Below are 17,536 nucleotides of genomic sequence, written 5' to 3'. Positions count from 1 at the left end.
TAATCACATGAGCGCAATTGGTGGTGATGAACAACTTGAAAGTTTGAAATCCTTCACAAAGAAGTATGGCTCTTCAATCATTACCGGAATTCTGGTTGCGCTGATTGCCTTTTTTGGATGGGAATATTGGCAGAAGAAGAACCTGGCGGAGTCGCAGAAGCAAACGGCCAAGGTACAGCAGTTAATGGATGATGCACGGTCTACTCAGGGCGATGCGTTTGCTAAACTGTCTGATACTGCGGACAAGATTGTCAAGGAAGCACCTGACTCAGCGCAGGCGATTCAGACTCAGCTAGTAATGGCAAAACTGGCTTATGACAAAGAAGATTATGCAGCAGCTGAACGTGCACTGAAGAAAGTTGAAAACTCCAAGGTGGATGATGCAGGTCTGGTGCAAGTAGTTAAACTTCGTCTGGCATATGCCCAGCTGGCACAGAAAAAATATGATGCAGCACTGAAAACTTTAGAAGCGGTGAATGAGCCTGCTTTTAAAGCAACTGCAGATGAAGCACGTGGAGATATCTATGTTGCTAAAAATGATATTGAAAATGCCAAGAAAGTGTATCAAAGTGCATGGGATACTTTGGTAGAACGCAAAGAAGAACGTCAGATTTTACAAATTAAACTAGAAAGTGTTGGCGTATTGGTCGATGATCCTGAAATTGAACGCCCGATTATAGATACACAAGTGGAAGAAACTGAATGAATAGAAAATACAAACTCACCTGTGCCTTAACCGTGTTAACCCTTGCTTTGGTAGGTTGTGCGGGAAAAACCATTAAAGTGGAAGAAGCCAAGCCAAATCCACTTCCTAAACTTGCACAGGCAAAATCACTGGTTCCTGTATTTTCTAGCAGTGTTTCTTCTACGGATGAAGCAGATCCATTACGTTTACGCCTCGATGCAGACAACGGTGTGATTTTTGCCATTAATCCAAATGGGGAAATTTCTGCTTATCAGGGCAAGCAACGTCTTTGGCAGAAAAAAGTGTCTAAAGCCGGCTTAAGCGCGGGTGTGGAGGCGGCTTCTGGTCTGGTGATTGCAGGCAATACCAAAGGTCAGCTGTTTGCTTTAGATCAGCAGACGGGTGAACAGCGTTGGGCTGCCCAATTGTCGGGTGCCATTATTGCGCCCTCTTTAGTGCACGCAGACCGTGTGATTACCGTAGCGAATGACGGTATGGTCTTCGCTCATGAAGTCAGTACTGGTAAACAGGTGTGGACTTATAAGCTACCTAATGTACAATTCAGCCTGCGTGGTATGGCGGCACCAGTCGCACTTGACCCACGTCATGTACTGATTGCTTCAGCAAACGGCTATATTTATGCTCTGGATGCTGTTACTGGCGTGCCAAAAATGCAGCGCCGTGTAGCGGTATCTGATGGTCGCTCCGATATTCAACGTCTGAATGATATTGATGGTGAGCCGGTCGTTGCTGGTCAGTTTGTAGTAACAACCAGCTATCAAGGTCAGGTGACTGTGCTTGATCTGGCTTCACAACAGGTGATCTGGAGTGAAGATGCCAGCAGTATCCAGCGTCCAGAAGTTGTAGGTAATGGTGTCTTTGTAGCCCAGACTGATGGTAAAATCACCGCCTATGAAATTACGTCTGGCCAGAAACTCTGGGAAAATGACCAGCTGTTAAACCGTCAGCTGAGCAACCCGGTCATGCTGGGTACAGACCTTGTAGTCGGTGACCTGGACGGTGTATTACACCTGATTGATCCGTCTACTGGACAGATTGTTGGTCGTTCCAAGACTTCTGGTGAAGTTCGCACACTGCGTGTGATCGACAACCAGCTCTATGTGTCGACACGCAAGGGTGCTTACAGTATCTGGCAGAATCGTTAATTTTTCTGTGGCTTATGCTAAAATAAGCCAACCGTATTTTTTACGCGGGGTGATTGAATGTTCAATGCCCCGTGTTTTTATTTATTTTAGGCTTTAATCCTATTCCCATTTTCTTCCAGAACTTTCTGATGTTCAGGCCATTTTTAGACAGCCTGATATTGAATAAAGGTTAATCTATGAAACCCGTAATTGCGCTCATTGGTCGTCCGAACGTCGGAAAATCAACTCTGTTCAACCAGATAACCAAGAGCCGTGACGCATTGGTGGCAGACTTTGCAGGTCTGACACGCGACCGTAAGTATGGTGATGCTGTCTATCAAAATAAATCCTTCATTGTCGTTGATACTGGCGGTATCGGTGAGAACGAAGGTGGGATCGACTCTTACATGGCAGAGCAGTCTAAAACTGCAATCCATGAAGCAGATATGATTATCTTTGTGGTCGATGCACGTGCCGGATTGTTGGCATCTGATGAACAGATTGCCCGTGAGCTGCGTACTTTGGGTAAAAAAGTCTTCCTCGTTGCGAACAAGGTAGATGGAGTACACGCAGAAGCTGCTTTAGTTGAGTTCTATAAACTTGGCATGGGCGAGCCGATGCAAGTGGCGGCGAGTCATGGTCGTGGTGTACAGCAGATGCTTGAAGAAGTACTTGCAGATGTGCCTGAAGATGAGTCTGAAGCTGAACACGATAAAAATACCGGTTTGCGTCTCGCGATTATTGGTCGTCCGAACGTTGGTAAATCAACCTTGGTCAACCGTTTACTGGGTGAAGAGCGTGTGGTTGCATTTGACCAGCCTGGTACAACACGTGACTCGATTTACATTCCATTTGAACGTGATGGCCGTAAATACACTTTGATCGATACCGCAGGTGTACGTCGTAAAGGTAAAGTCGATGAGATGATTGAGAAATTCTCAATCGTGAAAACTTTGCAGGCGATGAAAGATGCGCATGTGGTTGTCGTAGTTGTTGATGCACGTGAAGGAATTGTAGAGCAGGACTTGCACTTGATCGGTTATGCGATTGAAGCAGGTCGTGCCATGGTGATTGCGATCAATAAATGGGACAACATGTCTGAATATGATCGTAAGCAGTGCAAGCTGGATGTGGAACGTCGTTTTGACTTCATTCCATGGGCGAAGATTCACTTGATCTCTGCATTACATGGTACCGGTGTCGGTGAGCTTTATCCTTCGATCCACCGTGCCTATGATTCTTCACACCTGAAAGTCTCTCCTGCAAAAATCACCCAGATTCTGCAAGATGCGACTGAAGCTCACCAGCCGCCAACTGTTCAAGGCCGTCGTATCAAAATGCGTTATGCGCACATTGGCGGTCAGAATCCACCGACCATTGTCATTCATGGTAACAAGGTCGATAAAACTCCTGCGGATTACCGTCGTTACCTGGAAAATGTGTTCCGCAAAGTTTATAAACTTGAAGGTACACCAGTAAGAATTGAATTTAAAACTTCTGAAAACCCGTTCGAAGGTCGTAAGTCGCAAATTGATGAACGTACTGCAGCACGTAAGCGTCGTTATGTTCAGAAATTCAAGAAAGCTGAGAAGAAATTCAAACGCGGTTAATCTGTATTTGAATAAAGTAAAAAGCCTGCAATAGCAGGCTTTTTTGTGCTTTCACCATAGAGGTCTGAACTGTTTTATAATTCACTTGAGCAATAAAGGATCCTGTAATGCGTCAGATTCGAATTGATTTACATAAACTGCCGGTTCAAGCCACATCTGATGGGCTAACGCGTAAAGCGTATCTCCAGCAACGCAAACAACACATCGTTCAATTGCGAAATCAGTATTTATCCAGTGCTTTGAATTTCTCAATTTGCGATCATGATCTTGCACGTGCAGAGTATGGCAAACCCTATCTCAAAGACCACTCAAATATTGCCTTTAACCATAGCCATAGCCAGAATTTTTATGCACTTGCCATGAGCCAAACAGTCAAAGAAATTGGGGTGGATGTTGAAGAATTAAGCCGTAAAGTTCGTTTTGATGCATTGGCACAGCATGCCTTTCACCCTGAAGAATACGCGATCTGGCAACAGCTAGACTGTGATCCTGAATACTGGTTTAAGGTCTGGACCACCAAAGAAGCAGTATTAAAAGCACATGGTATGGGTATTCGTATGAACTTAAGTGAGCTCAATACTAAAGTACATCCACAGCAGCAGGGTGGCCTGTGTCAGCATGCGCAGCTTGGGGTCTTTGCATTTCACAACTATGTATTTGGTGATTGTGTGCTCAGCGTGGCATGGCAGGCTGAGCAGTCCTGTCGTGGCTTTAGTTTTCCACAGATTCAGATTTACCAGTATCCGGTAGCATAAACAGGGGGATATAAGAATCAGGGTTTTCGGGCAATTAGCAAATTACTCATGCGGTTCACAAACTGCGGACTGAAACGTGACAAATGGTATAAGAACTGGCTTTTAAAGCCGACTGGCTGATGGGTAGGAACCAGTAAATTGTCCTTGCGCTGTACCAGTTTTAAAATATCCTGAGCGACATCTTCTGCACTCAAATGTACGCCCATTTTCTTGATGCTTTCTGCCTGCATATCCTGAACCATTGCAGTGCGCACAAAAAGTGGCATCACATCCATGACCCGGATGCCATGCTTGTGCCATTCAATATCCAGGCTTTCTGTCAGGCCTCGTACGGCAAATTTACTGGTCGCATAAGAAGCGAGATCAGCCTGACCATAGATCGCGGAAGCAGAGGAAAGGTTAATGACCCGGGCAAAAGCAGCACGCTCCAGAAAGGGAAAGGCCGCATGACAGCCATTGATCACACCCTTGATATTAATATCGACCGTATGATGGTGTGCTTCAATGGGGGTCTTTTCAAAATTTCCTGAATAGAGAATGCCGGCATTATTCACCAGAATATTGATCTTGCCTGCCCAGGCTTCAAAATCTTCTAAGGCGGTTTGCCAGGATGCATAACTGGCGACATCCAGATAACCTGCATGCGCATTCGGGCCTAACTGTTCAGCCAGTTGTTCGGCAAGGCTAATATTCAGATCGTAAATACCGACCTTGTAATCCTCGTGGCAAAATAGGCTGGCAACAGCAGCACCGATTCCTTGTGCTGCACCGCTAATAAAGATACTGTGCATTGAGCTCACCTCCATGTTGATTGTTTTTAGAGCATAGCAAACATTGAGCAAAAGATATTTTCTTGTCCGATAAAATAAAGAGGTTTTAAGGTGGAACAATTACTGAGCATCATGCGAGAACTACGTGAAAAATGTCCGTGGGATCAACAGCAGACACCTGAATCATTAACGCGTTATGCGATTGAAGAGGCGTATGAAGTTGAAGCGGCTGTTCGTTCCGGTAAGGCTGAAGATGTACGTGATGAGCTGGGTGACCTGTTATTACAAGTGGTTTTTCAGTCGCAGATGTACAGTGAGCAAGGTGCTTTTAATTTCCAGGATGTAGTACAGGCGATTAGCGATAAATTAATCCGCCGTCATCCGCATGTATTTCAGGCTGAACAGTTTTCCAAACTCAGCCCTGAAGATGTGGCTGTATTGTGGAAAAAGATTAAGGCACAAGAAAAACAGGATAAGCCCCGTTCCCGTCTGGATGACGTGAAACATGCACCGTCACTCGTACAGGCAGATGAAATCCAGAAAAATGTGGCAAAAATTGGTTTTGATTTTCCTGATGTGGATGGTGCATTCGGTAAGCTTGAAGAAGAGTTAGGTGAATTTAAAGAGGCAATGGTAGGACAGAAATCCGACGAAATTCTGGAAGAATTTGGTGATTGCTTATTCTCTCTGGTTAATGTTGGTCGTAAACTTGGAATTTCGAGTGAGATGGCACTATTAGGTACCATCCATAAATTCCGTACTCGATTTGCCTTGATGGAACATCAGGCAGTACAACAGAATCTGAATATAGAAGACCTGTCACTGACTGAACTGGATCAGTTGTGGGAACAGGCGAAACAAGAATTAAAACAACGGGCCATGCATGAAAATCATAAAACTTCAGCCAATCAGCAGAGAACTGATTAGTATTATCCTCACAATTTTATCTGTACTGTGCAGTTCGTTTGCAGCTGCTGCTCAAAATGAAAGTTACGCCGACTGGAAGGCTAAACAGCAACAATATGATGCACGGCTGAAACAACAGCAGAATCAGCCATCCCAAAATCATAGCAATCACTATCTGGCGAAGCCGGAGCTTGCAGCTGTTTCCAGTGCAGACAGGATCCGGCTGAATTCCGCTACGGTCGAGCAGTTGCAGCAGCTGCATGGCATTGGTCAGAAGAAAGCAGAAGCAATTATTGAATATCGCAACACGCATGGCAAGTTTAAACGTGTTAAGGATATTCAGCTGGTCAAGGGGATTGGTCCCGCACTATTTGCTAAAAATCAAGCTCGACTGGCGCTGTAAATCATCTAAATTTAAAGTGAATCCTCTATCATTGCTGGATACAGGATTGACATAATCAAATTGCCCTTTAGCCGTGTAAGCGATATGATTAGCGTCATCTTAGAATTTTACGTTCAGACGTAGGAGACAGCGTCTTTTGCAAACTTTGCGCGCGTCAAAATGTGGTTTATCAACCGCTCAATTACCTTCTTATATCCTCGATGTGATTGATGCCTTAAATAAGGCCGGCTATGAAGCTTATATTGTTGGTGGTGGTGTACGAGATCTGATGCTGGGCTTGAATCCCAAGGATTTCGATGCTGTCACTAACGCAACTCCCGCTCAGGTCAAAGAAGTATTCGGGCGACGTTGTCGTATTATCGGGCGTCGTTTTGAGCTGGCTCATGTCTATTCTGGTCGCGAACTGGTAGAAGTCGCGACTTTCCGGGCACCGCCGAAAAAGGCCGTCACTTCGGCGCAGGGCATGATTCTGCGTGACAATAACTGGGGAACTATCGAGCAGGACTTTGCTCGCCGTGATTTCTCGATTAATGCAATGTATTACCAGCCACGTAAAGGTATTGTGCTGGATTTCTGCAATGCAGTAGATGATATTAAACATAAAACACTGCGCCTGCTGGGTGATCCAATACTCCGCTTTGAAGAAGATCCAGTCCGTATGCTGCGTACGTTGCGTTTTGCAGCAAAATTAAATTTCAATATTGATGAAGCGATTCTGGATATCTTTACACCAGAAATGACCCAGTTACTTCGTGATGTATCTCCGCATCGTCTTTATGATGAGTCACAGAAGCTGTTCACCATGGGGCATCTCAACCGCGTCTTGCCAATGCTGATTGATTTCGGGATCTGGCGTCAGCTGTTTGCAGAGATCAAGCCCGAAATCACACCGTTTATTGAACGTGCTGCGACCAATACCGATCAGCGTATTTCGATTGGCAAGACGATTAATCCCGCGTTCTTCTATGCTGTATTGTTATGGAAGCCATTCCTGGAACGTTGTGATTTCTACTTGAGTAAAGGCATTATTCCAGCTGAAGCACGTGCTCAAGCAGGCCTGGATGTGCTGAAGCGTCAAGCAACCCGTACCATCATTCCACGTTTTGCGGAAACCTTTATCCGTGAAGTCTGGGAAATGCAGACCCGGCTGTTGAATCCAAAACCGCAGCAGATTGAAGCGCTGTCTGGTCATGCGCGTTTTCGTGCCGGCTTTGACTTCCTGTTACTCCGCGAAAAATCAGGTGATGAAACGGCACAGGGCATGGGGAGCTGGTGGGATGCTTATCAGCAAATGGGCGGTGACGAAAAAGAACGTGCCATTGCACAGTATAACCGTCAGCGTGCCAAGAGCCGTCGTAAAGCGACTCAGGAAGAGCATCTGGAACAGCGTCTTGCTGTTCAGGAAACTACTGAGATTGAGCCATTAGTCAATGAGCCGGAACCACGTAACCGTCGTACCCGCAAACCTAAGCCAGCAGCAGAGAAACCAGTTTCTCATGCAGCAGCGAGTGCAAGCGGTGAGATTGGTCCGGATCATCCAATTATGAAACGTAAGCGTGTACAGCGTGATTTAAGCCAAGTTGTTTTTGGACCGACACAATGACCATTACTTATATTGGCTTAGGCAGTAATCTTGGTGATTCGCGCCAGATTATGGCTGAGGCGGTACAGAAACTGGCAAGCTTGGGAACAGTGAAAATATCCCATTTGTATCAAAGTCCACCGATGGGTCCACAGGATCAGCCAAATTATCATAATGCTGTGGTGCAGTTGATTACCGATCTGGCACCACTCGATTTACTGGATCGTCTACAGGCATTGGAACAGGAAGCGGGTCGGGTACGTTTACGCCACTGGGGTGAACGTACCCTGGATCTGGACCTGCTTATTTACGGTGATGAACGTATTCAGAATGAGCGTTTGACTGTGCCGCATGTCGGTGTAATGGAACGTGATTTTGTATTATTGCCGTTGTTGGATCTTGATACTGAATTACAGCTGAATGGACAATCATTAAAAGACCTGGACATCGTAAAACAATCGACTTTGACGGTCCTTGATCGCACGAATTGGGCAAATATTTAATTTTTAGTTATTGGTATGTTCGCGAGAACTTCAATAAGAGAGGAACACCTTCATGATCAGTCTGAGCGACTTAAGACGATTCAAGGCGGACGGCCGTAAATTCTCCTGCCTGACCTGCTATGATGCCAGCATGGCCAAAGCCATGGAAATTGCCGAAGTAGATACGATTCTGATCGGGGATTCCCTGGGTATGACCATTCAGGGACATGATTCTACTTTGCCAGTCACTGTAGCAGATATGGCATATCACACCGCTGCAGTGCGCCGTGCGAATCAGCATGCCTTTATCCTGACTGATCTGCCATTTATGAGTTATGCAACATTGAATGATGCCTTGCAAAGTGCCCGTACCGTGATGCAGGCGGGTGCTCAGATGGTCAAGCTGGAAGGTGGAGCATGGCTGGCTGAAACCGTACAGGTCATGACGCGTAACGGTATTCCAGTTTGTGTACACCTAGGTTTGACACCACAATCAGTGAATGTATTTGGTGGTTATAAATTACAGGCACGTAACCGTGCAGCGGCAGATCAGCTGCTTGCTGACTGTAAGGCTGTGGTTGAAGCTGGTGCTGCCTTGTTATTGCTTGAATGTGTGCCTGCACAACTTGGCAAAGAAGTGGCTGAGTTATTCCCGGAGATTCCAGTGATTGGTATTGGTGCGGGTGTAGATACGGATGGTCAGGTGCTTGTAGTGCAAGACATGCTGGGCCTGAACTTTGGTCATACGGCTAAATTTGTACGTAACTTTATGAAAGAACAATCAGGTGCCAATGCAATCCTGGATGCATTCAAGGCCTATCATGCTGCTGTACTAGACAGCTCATTCCCTGCACCTGAACATACATTCCAGGTTGAGTTATAACATGAAAACAGAAACTACCATCCAGGGTTTAGCGGCCTCATTAAATCCGGCTCGTTCAGCACGTAAAATTATTGGCTTCGTACCCACCATGGGGAATCTGCATCAAGGTCACTTAAATCTGGTACGTGAAGCCCGCAAGTTATGTGATGTAGTCGTGGTCAGCATCTTCGTGAATCCGATTCAGTTTGGGCCAAACGAAGATTTTAATAATTATCCACGTACCTTGGAACAGGATCAGCAGTTATTGGCTGAAGTAGGCTGTGACATCGTCTTTGCTCCAAGTGTGGAACAGATGTATGGCAACAAGCCGCGTCTAACCAATATCAGTGTTTCGGATATCACTAACGACCTGTGTGGTTTACAGCGTCCGGGGCATTTCGATGGCGTAGCAGTTGTCGTGACAAAATTGTTTAACATGGTTCAGCCAAACTATGCTTTCTTTGGTGAAAAAGATTATCAGCAACTGGCAGTGATTCGCCAGTTTGTGCAAGACCTGAATATTCCACTGGAAGTGATTGGGGTGCCGATAGCGCGCGCTGAAGATGGTTTGGCACTGAGTTCACGGAACGGTTATCTGACCGAGCAAGAACGCCAGACTGCACCATTGATCTACCGCAGCTTAAAAGCAGCGGAACAGCAGTTGTATGAAGGTGTGGTATTGGATGCGGTGTTGACCGGTATTCGCCAGACCCTCACTGATGCTGGTTTTGTGGTAGATTATATTGAGGCACGTACGCCAGAATTGCAAAAGATTGATGAATTTAGTCAGGATCTTGTGTTATTCATTGCGGCGAAATTAGGTAAAACACGTTTGATCGACAATCTGCAGGTAAAATATTCTGCACGTCATTAATAGGGTAGCAGTGCATGAAGCGCATCTTAATTGTGACAGGCCAATCTGGTTCAGGTAAGTCATCTGCCTTGCAGGTACTGGAAGACCTGGGTTATTACTGTATCGATAACCTGCCGCTGGCACTGCTTCCTGAAATTGTCGCGAAACTGGATCAGGAAAATAACCTGGAACAGTTGGCATTAGGAGTGGATGTTCGTAGCACCCGGGCGGATCTGCAAGAATTTGATCATGTGTTTGAACAGCTGCAACAACATGGCACAGTCGATGTTATTTATCTAACTACGCAGGATCAGGAGCTGATTGCACGTTTTAGTGCTTCACGCCGTCCGCATCCGCTGGCTGCACGTTTTAAAAGTCTGAATGAATGCATTCAGGAAGAAAAATTACTTTTGCTTCCGATCCAGTTGCGCTCGACGGTACATATCGATACTTCTGACAAAAGTGTGCATGACCTGAAGCATACCTTACTGCATAAGCTCGGTCAGACCGATAACCTAATTCTGATTTTACAGTCCTTTGGTTATAAGCATGGTATTCCATTGGATGCCGATTATGTCTTTGATGTGCGTCATCTGCCTAACCCGCACTGGGATCTGGAACTACGTAAATTTTCCGGACTGGATCAGCCTGTACAGACTTTCCTGGAAAAGAGTGAGCAGGTAGAAGACATGTTCCAGGACATTTACGACTTTCTGGAAAAATGGCTACCGGCTTTTGCTGAAGGGCACCGTCACTACATCACAGTTTCTGTGGGTTGTACCGGTGGTCAGCATCGTTCTGTTTATATTGTGGATAGACTAAAAAAAGCGCTTGAGGCAAAATGGTCTGTTCAAGTCCTCCACCGAGAAATGAAGCACTGGTCATGATTGATACGACGGTTGACGTAATTAACAAATTGGGTTTACATGCGCGGGCATCGGGTAAGCTCATTGAAGTCACCACCAAATTTCGTTCCAATATTCAGATTGGAAAGGGTGACAAGCTCGTCGATGCAAAAAATATCATGTCCTTGCTCATGCTAGGAGCGGGCAAAGGCACAACATTACGCTTGGTACTTGAAGGAGCAGATGAAGAAAAAGCTTTATCTGAAATTCAGGCACTGTTTGCGGCAAAATTTTATGAGGCAGATTAATCGTGGCACGTCGACCGAGCAGTTTAACTGAAGAAGATTTCGAATCTTTAGAGGGACGCGCAAGTAAAACCGAACAGAAAAAAGCAGTCCAGCGTATGGCTGCTTTAGGCGCACAGTTGGCAGAACTGAGTGCGAAACAAATCAAGAACCTTCCTGTTGAAGAGCGTTTGATTGAAGCCTTGCTAGATGTTCAGCAAATTAGTTCACATGAAGCACGTCGTCGCCAATTCTCACGTATTGGCAAATTACTACGTAACGAAAATGAAACCGTGATTCTGTCCTACCTGACCCCTAAACAGGGTTTGAAAAAGACAGCGCAATTACAGCGTTGGGTTGACCGTATTGTCAAAGATGGTGATCCGGCGATTAACGAATTTACCAAAACCTATAATGCAACAGAACGTCATACCTTACGTCAGCATTATTTGCGTGTACATCGTGATCTAAAAAATCAGGCACCTGAAGAAGAGGTTACAGCATCAAAGCTAAAACTGTTCAACTATGTACAGCAAGTAGCATTGATTTCAGATAATTGATTTCGTGTCGATAGAGAAGGCGATCCTAGAAGGTCGCTTTTTTTTATATCCGTATTTTACCAAACAGAAAGTTATATAAGATTCATGAACTGGAATTATGAGCTCAAGCATAATTTTTAAAGAAACAATTTATAAGAATTGTAGTGGCTGCTTACAATTAACAGTAAGGAAATCTCAGTCATTAACAAAAAAATTGGTACTTTATGCCAGTTTTATTGTGCTTAATTAACAAAAATTAGACATATCAAAGAATTAACTAAATTACATGGTTAGTTAGAAGATTAATCATTTGAGCATTATGAAGCAAAAAATAGGATATTTACTCGTAAAAGATTGGTTGGTGAAGAAATTCTTAACAATATTAATCTAAATAATTTATTTTGGTGCTATTATTTTAAATTAAATTAATTATCTATAGGCTTGGCACTAGTATTTAGTTTAGGTGCATGTTACAAGTGGTGGTGAAAAAATAGACATTTCAGTGACATTATCAGGGTTGTTTATAGGTTTACAAATAACGGTTAATGTCAAATTTGTTTTACATTTTTTAAAGAAAAAATGAACGTATACGTAGTTAAATGTAATGAAATCAATTAATCTAGATGTTAGGAAATGTTGTTGAGACTGTTTAGATTCTTTGTTATTGATTGTATAAAATTGGTCGAATAAATAAACATAACCATGAGAGGCAGAGATGAAGCTTAACCTTCTGGAGATAGGTCAAAATACTGAACAGCTAAGCTCATGCCGCCTGTCTCTTATTTTGGGCGTAAATACTTCCAATAACCTAATTAATACATTTGCTCGAGTCGCACGTCGGCTACTTAAGACTGAAAAATGTTTACTGGGTTTTCATAAAGAACCTTATATCTGGTATTCCACTGCTTCAGAATTTTGGGGGTTTGAAACGCCGCCCGAATTAAATCTGCTCAATTATCTTAAAAATGATGACTGTCTGGATCATACGCATCCTGCCTATACAGAAATGTCAGAATATATTCGTAGTCTTGGTGTAGAGCATAAGCGCCTGATCTCCTTTAATCTGAAAGCCAGTGATACCCACTCAATTGGTCATGTGGTATTTTTTGATCAGAAAGAAGAGGGCTTTGATCAGGAAGATATTCGTCTGGTGCAGGAGTTTGCCGATGGGCTGGTCGGACGGATTCGCTTGCATGAAGACTATAATGAACTGAAGGAAATGTACGAGCAGCAATGCGCCATGAACTTCAGTAAGACGAAATTCTTCCAGATTATTGCTCATGACCTGCGTGCACCCTTTCATGGTTTACTTGGATTCTCGGAAGTATTGGCTGAAGAACGTCATACACTGGATGATTCAAGTGTTCAGAATATTGCCGATTATCTCTGTGAAAATGCCAAGTCAACTTATAACTTGCTGGAAAGCCTGCTGACTTGGGCGATGGCTGAAGGTGGACGTTTTGTTTACCATCCGATCAACTTTGAGCTAAAACAGTCCAGCAAAATTGTTTGCGATGTACTCAAAAGCTTAGCATTGAATAAAAAAATCGACCTGATTGACCGCATTCCTGAAGGAGTGAAGGTCAATGCTGATATCAACATGATTACTTCAGTGCTGCAAAACCTGGTCTCCAATGCACTGAAATTCACCCCAACCGATCAGCAGGGTCAGGTCATTTTGACTGCTGAAGCTGAAGACGAGCTGGTCAGAATCAGCGTGCAGGATACCGGTCTGGGCATGACTGAAGAACAGATGCAAAATCTGTTTAAGCCAAATCTGACAGTAAGTGTGAAAGGCACAGATAATGAAAAAGGCGCGGGTCTTGGTCTGGTACTGTGTAAGCGATTTGTCGATCTGAATCATGGTCAAATTTATGTGGACTCTAAAGAAGGTCAGGGTACGACCTTTAGTGTATTGTTGCCAAAAGCCACCAATGAACATCAGGCACTGGCACTTGCTGAACCGGCAGGTGCATTAAAAGAAAAAAATTAATTTCCGTCCAAGGCATTCACAGCGCTGCCAGTCACCTGTTATAACTAGAAAAAATCTTGCAGGTGACAAGGACTGGAAATGAACGACGTACAATTGCAGAAAACTTTAAGGGCAAGCCAATATGCCGAGCAGGTATTGTCCAGACACGCTGCCTTGCTGCAGCAGGACTATGCAGTTGACCATTTTCAGCATGCTTTAAGTACTGAACAAATCAAGCAATCTGTCACAGATACTCTTAGCAATATTAGTGATGAAGACAAATGGATGAGTACGTTACGTACTCTGCGTGCTCGCCTGATGTTTCGCTGGATCTGGCAGGATGCCAATCAACTTACTAATGTCATTACTCTTACTCGTGAACTTTCTGATTTTGCCGATGCCGCCATTTGTGCCGCCAAAGATTTTGCCCGTATTCCCTTGGTTGCAAAGTATGGCCAGCCGATTGGCTACAATGGAAAGGTGCAAGACTTAATTGTAATTGCTATGGGTAAGCTCGGTGCTCAGGAACTCAATCTTTCTAGCGATATTGATCTGATTTTTGCTTTTGACGAGCAAGGGGAAAGCGATGGGCGAAAATGTATTGATGTGCAGCAGTTTTGCATTCTGTGGGGACAAAAGCTGATCTACCTGTTAGATCATATTACCTCAGATGGTTTTGTTTTCCGTGTCGATATGCGCCTGCGTCCTTGGGGGGATGGTTCACCATTAGCAATTAGCCATGTCGCGCTGGAAAAATATCTCAGCCAGCATGGTCGTGAATGGGAACGTTATGCCTGGATCAAGGCGCGGATTGTCAATCCAACGCCTGAAGGTGATGAGTTACTAGAGATGACACGTCCATTCGTGTTCCGTCGCTATGTGGACTACAGTGCTTTCGCTGCTATGCGTGAAATGAAAGCGATGATCCAGCGTGAAGTGCAGCGCCGCAATATTGAAGATGATATCAAGCTTGGTGCTGGCGGGATTCGTGAAGTTGAATTCATTGTTCAGGTGTATCAGCTGATTTATGGTGGTGCCAAGCTGGAATTACAGGATCGCCAATGTCTGGTCAGTCTCAAGCACTTGGTTACGGCTGAATTACTAGATGAACAAGCAGTAGAAGATCTTGAGGATGCTTATTTATTCCTGCGCCGGGTTGAACATGCGATTCAGGCGCTGAATGATCAGCAAACTCAGTCATTACCAACCGAAGATGACCCTCGCCAGCGCATTGCTGATACTTTGGGTTTTGCTGACTGGGCAGCATTTATGGATGTGTTGGATCAGAAGCGCGCCAAAGTGATTTACCAGTTTGAACATCTGATTAAAGAGAATGGTCCAGAAACTCAACTCTCAAGTTTTACCCAACTGGAACAGCAGTTAAATGCAGTACTAGATGTAAATGCCCGAAATCTGGTGCATGAGTTCTGGAACAGTAATACCTTAAAAAAATTGCCGGCCAAAGCCTTACAGCGTTTAAAAACATTTTGGCCTTATCTGATTGAAGCAATTTTGCAATCTGATCAGCCGCAGACGGCTTTAGTGCGTCTGATGCCATTGGTTGAATCAGTCATGCGCCGCACTGTGTACTTGGTCATGCTGATTGAAAGCAAAGGTGCACTTCAGCGTCTGGTCAAGATGGCAACTGTCAGCCCATGGATTTGTGAGGAATTAACCCATTATCCGGTGTTACTGGATGAATTCCTGTCTATGGATTTTGAGCTGCCAAAGCGTAAAGATCTTGAAGATTCTCTACGTCAGCAGTTGCTGCGTATTGAGCTTGATCAGGTGGAAGACCAGATGCGGGTATTGCGTCTGTTTAAAAAATCCAATGTGCTGGCTGTTGCTGCCAGTGATGTGTTGGCAGAAAGTCCTTTAATGAAAGTATCAGATGCTTTGACTGATATTGCTGAAGTGTCTGTAAATGCTGCCTTGCATTTAGCCTATCAAATTGTGGCCAAAAAGCATGGTTTCCCACTTGATGCCGAAGGGCAACGCTGTTCAGTCGATCATACTGCTTTTGCCGTGATTGGCTATGGCAAGGTGGGCGGGATTGAACTCGGTTATGGTTCTGACCTGGATTTGGTATTTATTCATTTTATGAATGAACAGGCAGATACTGACGGACTGAAACCAATTAGTGGCTTTGAATTTGCCATGCGTGTGGCGCAAAAGCTGATGTCACTGATGACTACACAAACCTTGGATGGGCGGGTTTATGAAGTTGATACCCGCTTACGTCCTTCAGGGGAAGCAGGTTTATTGGTTACCAGTCTGAAAGCTTTTGAACAGTATCAGTTTAAGAGCGCCTGGCTCTGGGAACATCAAGCCTTGGTACGTGCCCGTCCAATCGCAGGGGAAATGAGTTTACGTAAAAAATTCGAGATATTGCGCTGTGATATCTTGACCCAAAAACGGGATATCGGTCATGTGCGTGAAGAAGTATTAAAAATGCGTCAGAAAATGAAAGATCATCTGGGTTCTTCAAAAGAGCAAAAAAAAGATGGAATTTTTCATTTAAAACAAGATGCAGGTGGTATCGTTGATATCGAATTTATGGCACAGTATGCGGTGTTAGCTTGGAGTGGGACGAATAAAGATCTCGCCCATTACTCCGACAATGTACGAATCCTTGAGGATGCCGCAAAATCAGGTTGCTTATCCAGCGACGATGCGACTGCTCTGATTCAAGCTTATCTCCGTGAACGCGCCGAGAGCCACCGCTTAGCCCTTGCAAATCAATCCATGCAAGTGTCTGCAAGCGACTGGCACGATACCCGAAAGACCGTTTGCAAGTTATGGCAAAGACTGATTGATCCAAGTGCAGTATTTGCACTGGATAGTGAATAATTGTGAAAAATTGGAGTTTGTGGCATGAATTTGGCTGATCGTGATGGTTTCATTTGGCAAGACGGACAACTGGTAGATTGGCGTGAGGCAAAAACTCACGTATTAACACATACCTTGCACTACAGCATGGGGGTGTTTGAAGGTGTCCGTGCTTATGAAACCCCGAATGGAACGGCTATTTTCCGTCTGAAAGAACACACTAAACGTTTACTTAATTCTGCAAAAATTTATCAAATGAAAGTTCCATTTGATCAGGCAGCGTTAGAACAAGCTCAAATTGATGTCGTTCGTGAAAACAAATTAGCGTCTTGCTATTTACGTCCAATTATCTTTATTGGTTCTGAAAAACTGGGCATTGCCGCAACTGACAATACCATTCATGCAGTGGTTGCTGCGTGGAGCTGGGGTGCTTACCTAGGTGATGAAGCAATGGCGAAGGGTATTCGCGTAAAAACTTCTTCATTTACGCACCATCACCCTAACGTGACCATGTGTAAAGCCAAAGCATCAGGTAACTACACATTATCTATCCTTGCACATCAAGAAGTAGCACATTCTGGTTATGACGAAGCAATGCTTCTAGATCCACAAGGTTATGTATGTCAAGGTTCAGGCGAAAACGTATTCCTGGTACGTGATGGCGTGATTCATACACCGGATATCGCAGGTGGTGCGCTTGATGGTATTACCCGTCAAACGATTATTACCATTGCCAAAGATCTTGGTTATGAAGTGGTTGAACGCCGTATTACCCGTGATGAATTCTATATTGCTGATGAAGCATTCTTCACCGGTACTGCTGCTGAAGTAACGCCTATCCGTGAATACGATGACCGTCAAATCGGTGAAGGCAAACGTGGTCCGATCACTGAGCAAATCCAGACTGCATTCTTCAATGCGGTTCAGGGTAAAGACCCTAAATATGCGCACTGGTTAACTTACGTAAAATAAGTTCAACAGATAAAAAAGGACTCAAATGAGTCCTTTTTTTAT

17 protein-coding genes are annotated in these 17,536 nt (G+C 44.4%); 16 read left to right on the top strand and 1 reads right to left on the bottom strand.

Features of this window, described 5'->3' with window-relative positions:
* The first annotated feature begins 7 nt into the window (after nucleotides 1-7).
* The 4 genes from ACTJIX_RS03865 to ACTJIX_RS03850 all read left to right on the top strand — a co-directional run bounded on the left by ACTJIX_RS03865 (nucleotide 8) and on the right by ACTJIX_RS03850 (nucleotide 4,195).
* Complete coding sequence (locus ACTJIX_RS03865; RefSeq protein WP_004813100.1) at nucleotides 8-706, top strand: YfgM family protein; 699 nt, start codon at nucleotides 8-10, stop codon at nucleotides 704-706.
* Entirely contained in the window at nucleotides 703-1,851 is a 1,149-nt protein-coding gene (gene bamB, locus ACTJIX_RS03860; RefSeq protein ID WP_103800613.1) for an outer membrane protein assembly factor BamB, read from the top strand. Before ACTJIX_RS03865 ends, bamB begins: the two co-directional genes overlap by 4 nt.
* 176 nt (nucleotides 1,852-2,027) lie before the next feature.
* Nucleotides 2,028-3,440 carry a ribosome biogenesis GTPase Der gene (der, locus tag ACTJIX_RS03855; protein WP_004889995.1) on the top strand — a complete coding sequence of 471 codons (1,413 nt, stop codon included), beginning with the start codon at nucleotides 2,028-2,030 and terminating at the stop codon, nucleotides 3,438-3,440.
* A 107-nt stretch (nucleotides 3,441-3,547) separates the two neighbouring features.
* Complete coding sequence (locus ACTJIX_RS03850; protein WP_004889991.1) at nucleotides 3,548-4,195, top strand: 4'-phosphopantetheinyl transferase family protein; 648 nt, start codon at nucleotides 3,548-3,550, stop codon at nucleotides 4,193-4,195.
* Between the two features lie 17 nt (nucleotides 4,196-4,212).
* Here the strand turns inward: ACTJIX_RS03850 and ACTJIX_RS03845 are convergent, their stop codons facing one another.
* On the bottom strand, nucleotides 4,213-4,986 hold the full coding sequence (locus ACTJIX_RS03845; RefSeq protein ID WP_004889988.1) for an SDR family oxidoreductase: 774 nt from the start codon (nucleotides 4,984-4,986) through the stop codon (nucleotides 4,213-4,215).
* Nucleotides 4,987-5,076: 90 nt separating this feature from the next.
* On the opposite strand from ACTJIX_RS03845, the gene mazG reads away from it, so the two are divergent.
* The 12 genes from mazG (at nucleotide 5,077) to ACTJIX_RS03785 (ending at nucleotide 17,494) form a co-directional block, all read left to right on the top strand.
* Complete coding sequence (gene mazG / locus ACTJIX_RS03840) at nucleotides 5,077-5,892, top strand: nucleoside triphosphate pyrophosphohydrolase (RefSeq protein WP_004889985.1); 816 nt, start codon at nucleotides 5,077-5,079, stop codon at nucleotides 5,890-5,892.
* Nucleotides 5,849-6,274, top strand: a complete 426-nt coding sequence (locus ACTJIX_RS03835; protein WP_004889984.1) for a ComEA family DNA-binding protein — start codon at nucleotides 5,849-5,851, stop codon at nucleotides 6,272-6,274. The genes mazG and ACTJIX_RS03835 overlap by 44 nt, the downstream gene beginning before the upstream one ends.
* A 136-nt stretch (nucleotides 6,275-6,410) precedes the next feature.
* Nucleotides 6,411-7,877: a polynucleotide adenylyltransferase PcnB gene (gene pcnB / locus ACTJIX_RS03830; protein WP_004889977.1), complete on the top strand. Its 1,467-nt coding sequence runs from the start codon at nucleotides 6,411-6,413 to the stop codon at nucleotides 7,875-7,877.
* Entirely contained in the window at nucleotides 7,874-8,359 is a 486-nt protein-coding gene (gene folK / locus ACTJIX_RS03825) for a 2-amino-4-hydroxy-6-hydroxymethyldihydropteridine diphosphokinase (protein ID WP_004889973.1), read from the top strand. Before pcnB ends, folK begins: the two co-directional genes overlap by 4 nt.
* A 52-nt stretch (nucleotides 8,360-8,411) precedes the next feature.
* Complete coding sequence (gene panB, locus ACTJIX_RS03820) at nucleotides 8,412-9,221, top strand: 3-methyl-2-oxobutanoate hydroxymethyltransferase (RefSeq protein WP_004813084.1); 810 nt, start codon at nucleotides 8,412-8,414, stop codon at nucleotides 9,219-9,221.
* 1 nt (nucleotide 9,222) lies between these two features.
* The gene (gene panC, locus ACTJIX_RS03815) at nucleotides 9,223-10,074 is read left to right on the top strand and encodes a pantoate--beta-alanine ligase (protein WP_004813083.1); all 852 of its coding nucleotides are present in this window, start codon (nucleotides 9,223-9,225) and stop codon (nucleotides 10,072-10,074) included.
* Nucleotides 10,075-10,088: 14 nt separating this feature from the next.
* Nucleotides 10,089-10,940, top strand: a complete 852-nt coding sequence (gene rapZ, locus ACTJIX_RS03810) for an RNase adapter RapZ (RefSeq protein ID WP_004813082.1) — start codon at nucleotides 10,089-10,091, stop codon at nucleotides 10,938-10,940.
* Nucleotides 10,937-11,206, top strand: a complete 270-nt coding sequence (locus tag ACTJIX_RS03805) for an HPr family phosphocarrier protein (RefSeq protein WP_008303424.1) — start codon at nucleotides 10,937-10,939, stop codon at nucleotides 11,204-11,206. Before rapZ ends, ACTJIX_RS03805 begins: the two co-directional genes overlap by 4 nt.
* Before the next feature lie 2 nt (nucleotides 11,207-11,208).
* The gene (gene yjgA / locus ACTJIX_RS03800; RefSeq protein WP_004813080.1) at nucleotides 11,209-11,742 is read left to right on the top strand and encodes a ribosome biogenesis factor YjgA; all 534 of its coding nucleotides are present in this window, start codon (nucleotides 11,209-11,211) and stop codon (nucleotides 11,740-11,742) included.
* Between the two features lie 694 nt (nucleotides 11,743-12,436).
* Complete coding sequence (locus tag ACTJIX_RS03795) at nucleotides 12,437-13,714, top strand: sensor histidine kinase (protein WP_004813078.1); 1,278 nt, start codon at nucleotides 12,437-12,439, stop codon at nucleotides 13,712-13,714.
* 78 nt (nucleotides 13,715-13,792) lie between these two features.
* A complete protein-coding gene (glnE, locus tag ACTJIX_RS03790) occupies nucleotides 13,793-16,543 on the top strand; it encodes a bifunctional [glutamate--ammonia ligase]-adenylyl-L-tyrosine phosphorylase/[glutamate--ammonia-ligase] adenylyltransferase (protein ID WP_004889963.1) in 2,751 nt (916 codons plus the stop codon).
* A 24-nt stretch (nucleotides 16,544-16,567) separates the two neighbouring features.
* Nucleotides 16,568-17,494, top strand: coding sequence for a branched-chain amino acid transaminase (locus ACTJIX_RS03785; RefSeq protein ID WP_004813074.1), 927 nt, complete (start codon nucleotides 16,568-16,570; stop codon nucleotides 17,492-17,494).
* Nucleotides 17,495-17,536: the final 42 nt, after the last annotated feature.

The organism is Acinetobacter sp. 22323 (assembly GCF_052044895.1).
Classification (GTDB): domain Bacteria; phylum Pseudomonadota; class Gammaproteobacteria; order Pseudomonadales; family Moraxellaceae; genus Acinetobacter; species Acinetobacter schindleri.
Note: the sequence above shows the minus strand (reverse complement) of the source record. Positions and strands in the feature narration are given on the sequence as shown.

What these genes read in the sequence shown, in the direction of transcription:
- der (WP_004889995.1), top strand. Translation starts at nt 2,028, where the DNA reads ATGAAACCCGTAATTGCGCTCATTGGTCGTCCGAACGTCGGAAAATCA.
- ACTJIX_RS03805 (WP_008303424.1), top strand. Translation starts at nt 10,937, where the DNA reads ATGATTGATACGACGGTTGACGTAATTAACAAATTGGGTTTACATGCG.
- folK (WP_004889973.1), top strand. Translation starts at nt 7,874, where the DNA reads ATGACCATTACTTATATTGGCTTAGGCAGTAATCTTGGTGATTCGCGC.
- glnE (WP_004889963.1), top strand. Translation starts at nt 13,793, where the DNA reads ATGAACGACGTACAATTGCAGAAAACTTTAAGGGCAAGCCAATATGCC.
- ACTJIX_RS03850 (WP_004889991.1), top strand. Translation starts at nt 3,548, where the DNA reads ATGCGTCAGATTCGAATTGATTTACATAAACTGCCGGTTCAAGCCACA.
- ACTJIX_RS03835 (WP_004889984.1), top strand. Translation starts at nt 5,849, where the DNA reads ATGAAAATCATAAAACTTCAGCCAATCAGCAGAGAACTGATTAGTATT.
- rapZ (WP_004813082.1), top strand. Translation starts at nt 10,089, where the DNA reads ATGAAGCGCATCTTAATTGTGACAGGCCAATCTGGTTCAGGTAAGTCA.
- ACTJIX_RS03845 (WP_004889988.1), bottom strand. Translation starts at nt 4,986, where the DNA reads ATGCACAGTATCTTTATTAGCGGTGCAGCACAAGGAATCGGTGCTGCT.
- ACTJIX_RS03795 (WP_004813078.1), top strand. Translation starts at nt 12,437, where the DNA reads ATGAAGCTTAACCTTCTGGAGATAGGTCAAAATACTGAACAGCTAAGC.
- ACTJIX_RS03865 (WP_004813100.1), top strand. Translation starts at nt 8, where the DNA reads ATGAGCGCAATTGGTGGTGATGAACAACTTGAAAGTTTGAAATCCTTC.
- panC (WP_004813083.1), top strand. Translation starts at nt 9,223, where the DNA reads ATGAAAACAGAAACTACCATCCAGGGTTTAGCGGCCTCATTAAATCCG.
- bamB (WP_103800613.1), top strand. Translation starts at nt 703, where the DNA reads ATGAATAGAAAATACAAACTCACCTGTGCCTTAACCGTGTTAACCCTT.
- panB (WP_004813084.1), top strand. Translation starts at nt 8,412, where the DNA reads ATGATCAGTCTGAGCGACTTAAGACGATTCAAGGCGGACGGCCGTAAA.
- ACTJIX_RS03785 (WP_004813074.1), top strand. Translation starts at nt 16,568, where the DNA reads ATGAATTTGGCTGATCGTGATGGTTTCATTTGGCAAGACGGACAACTG.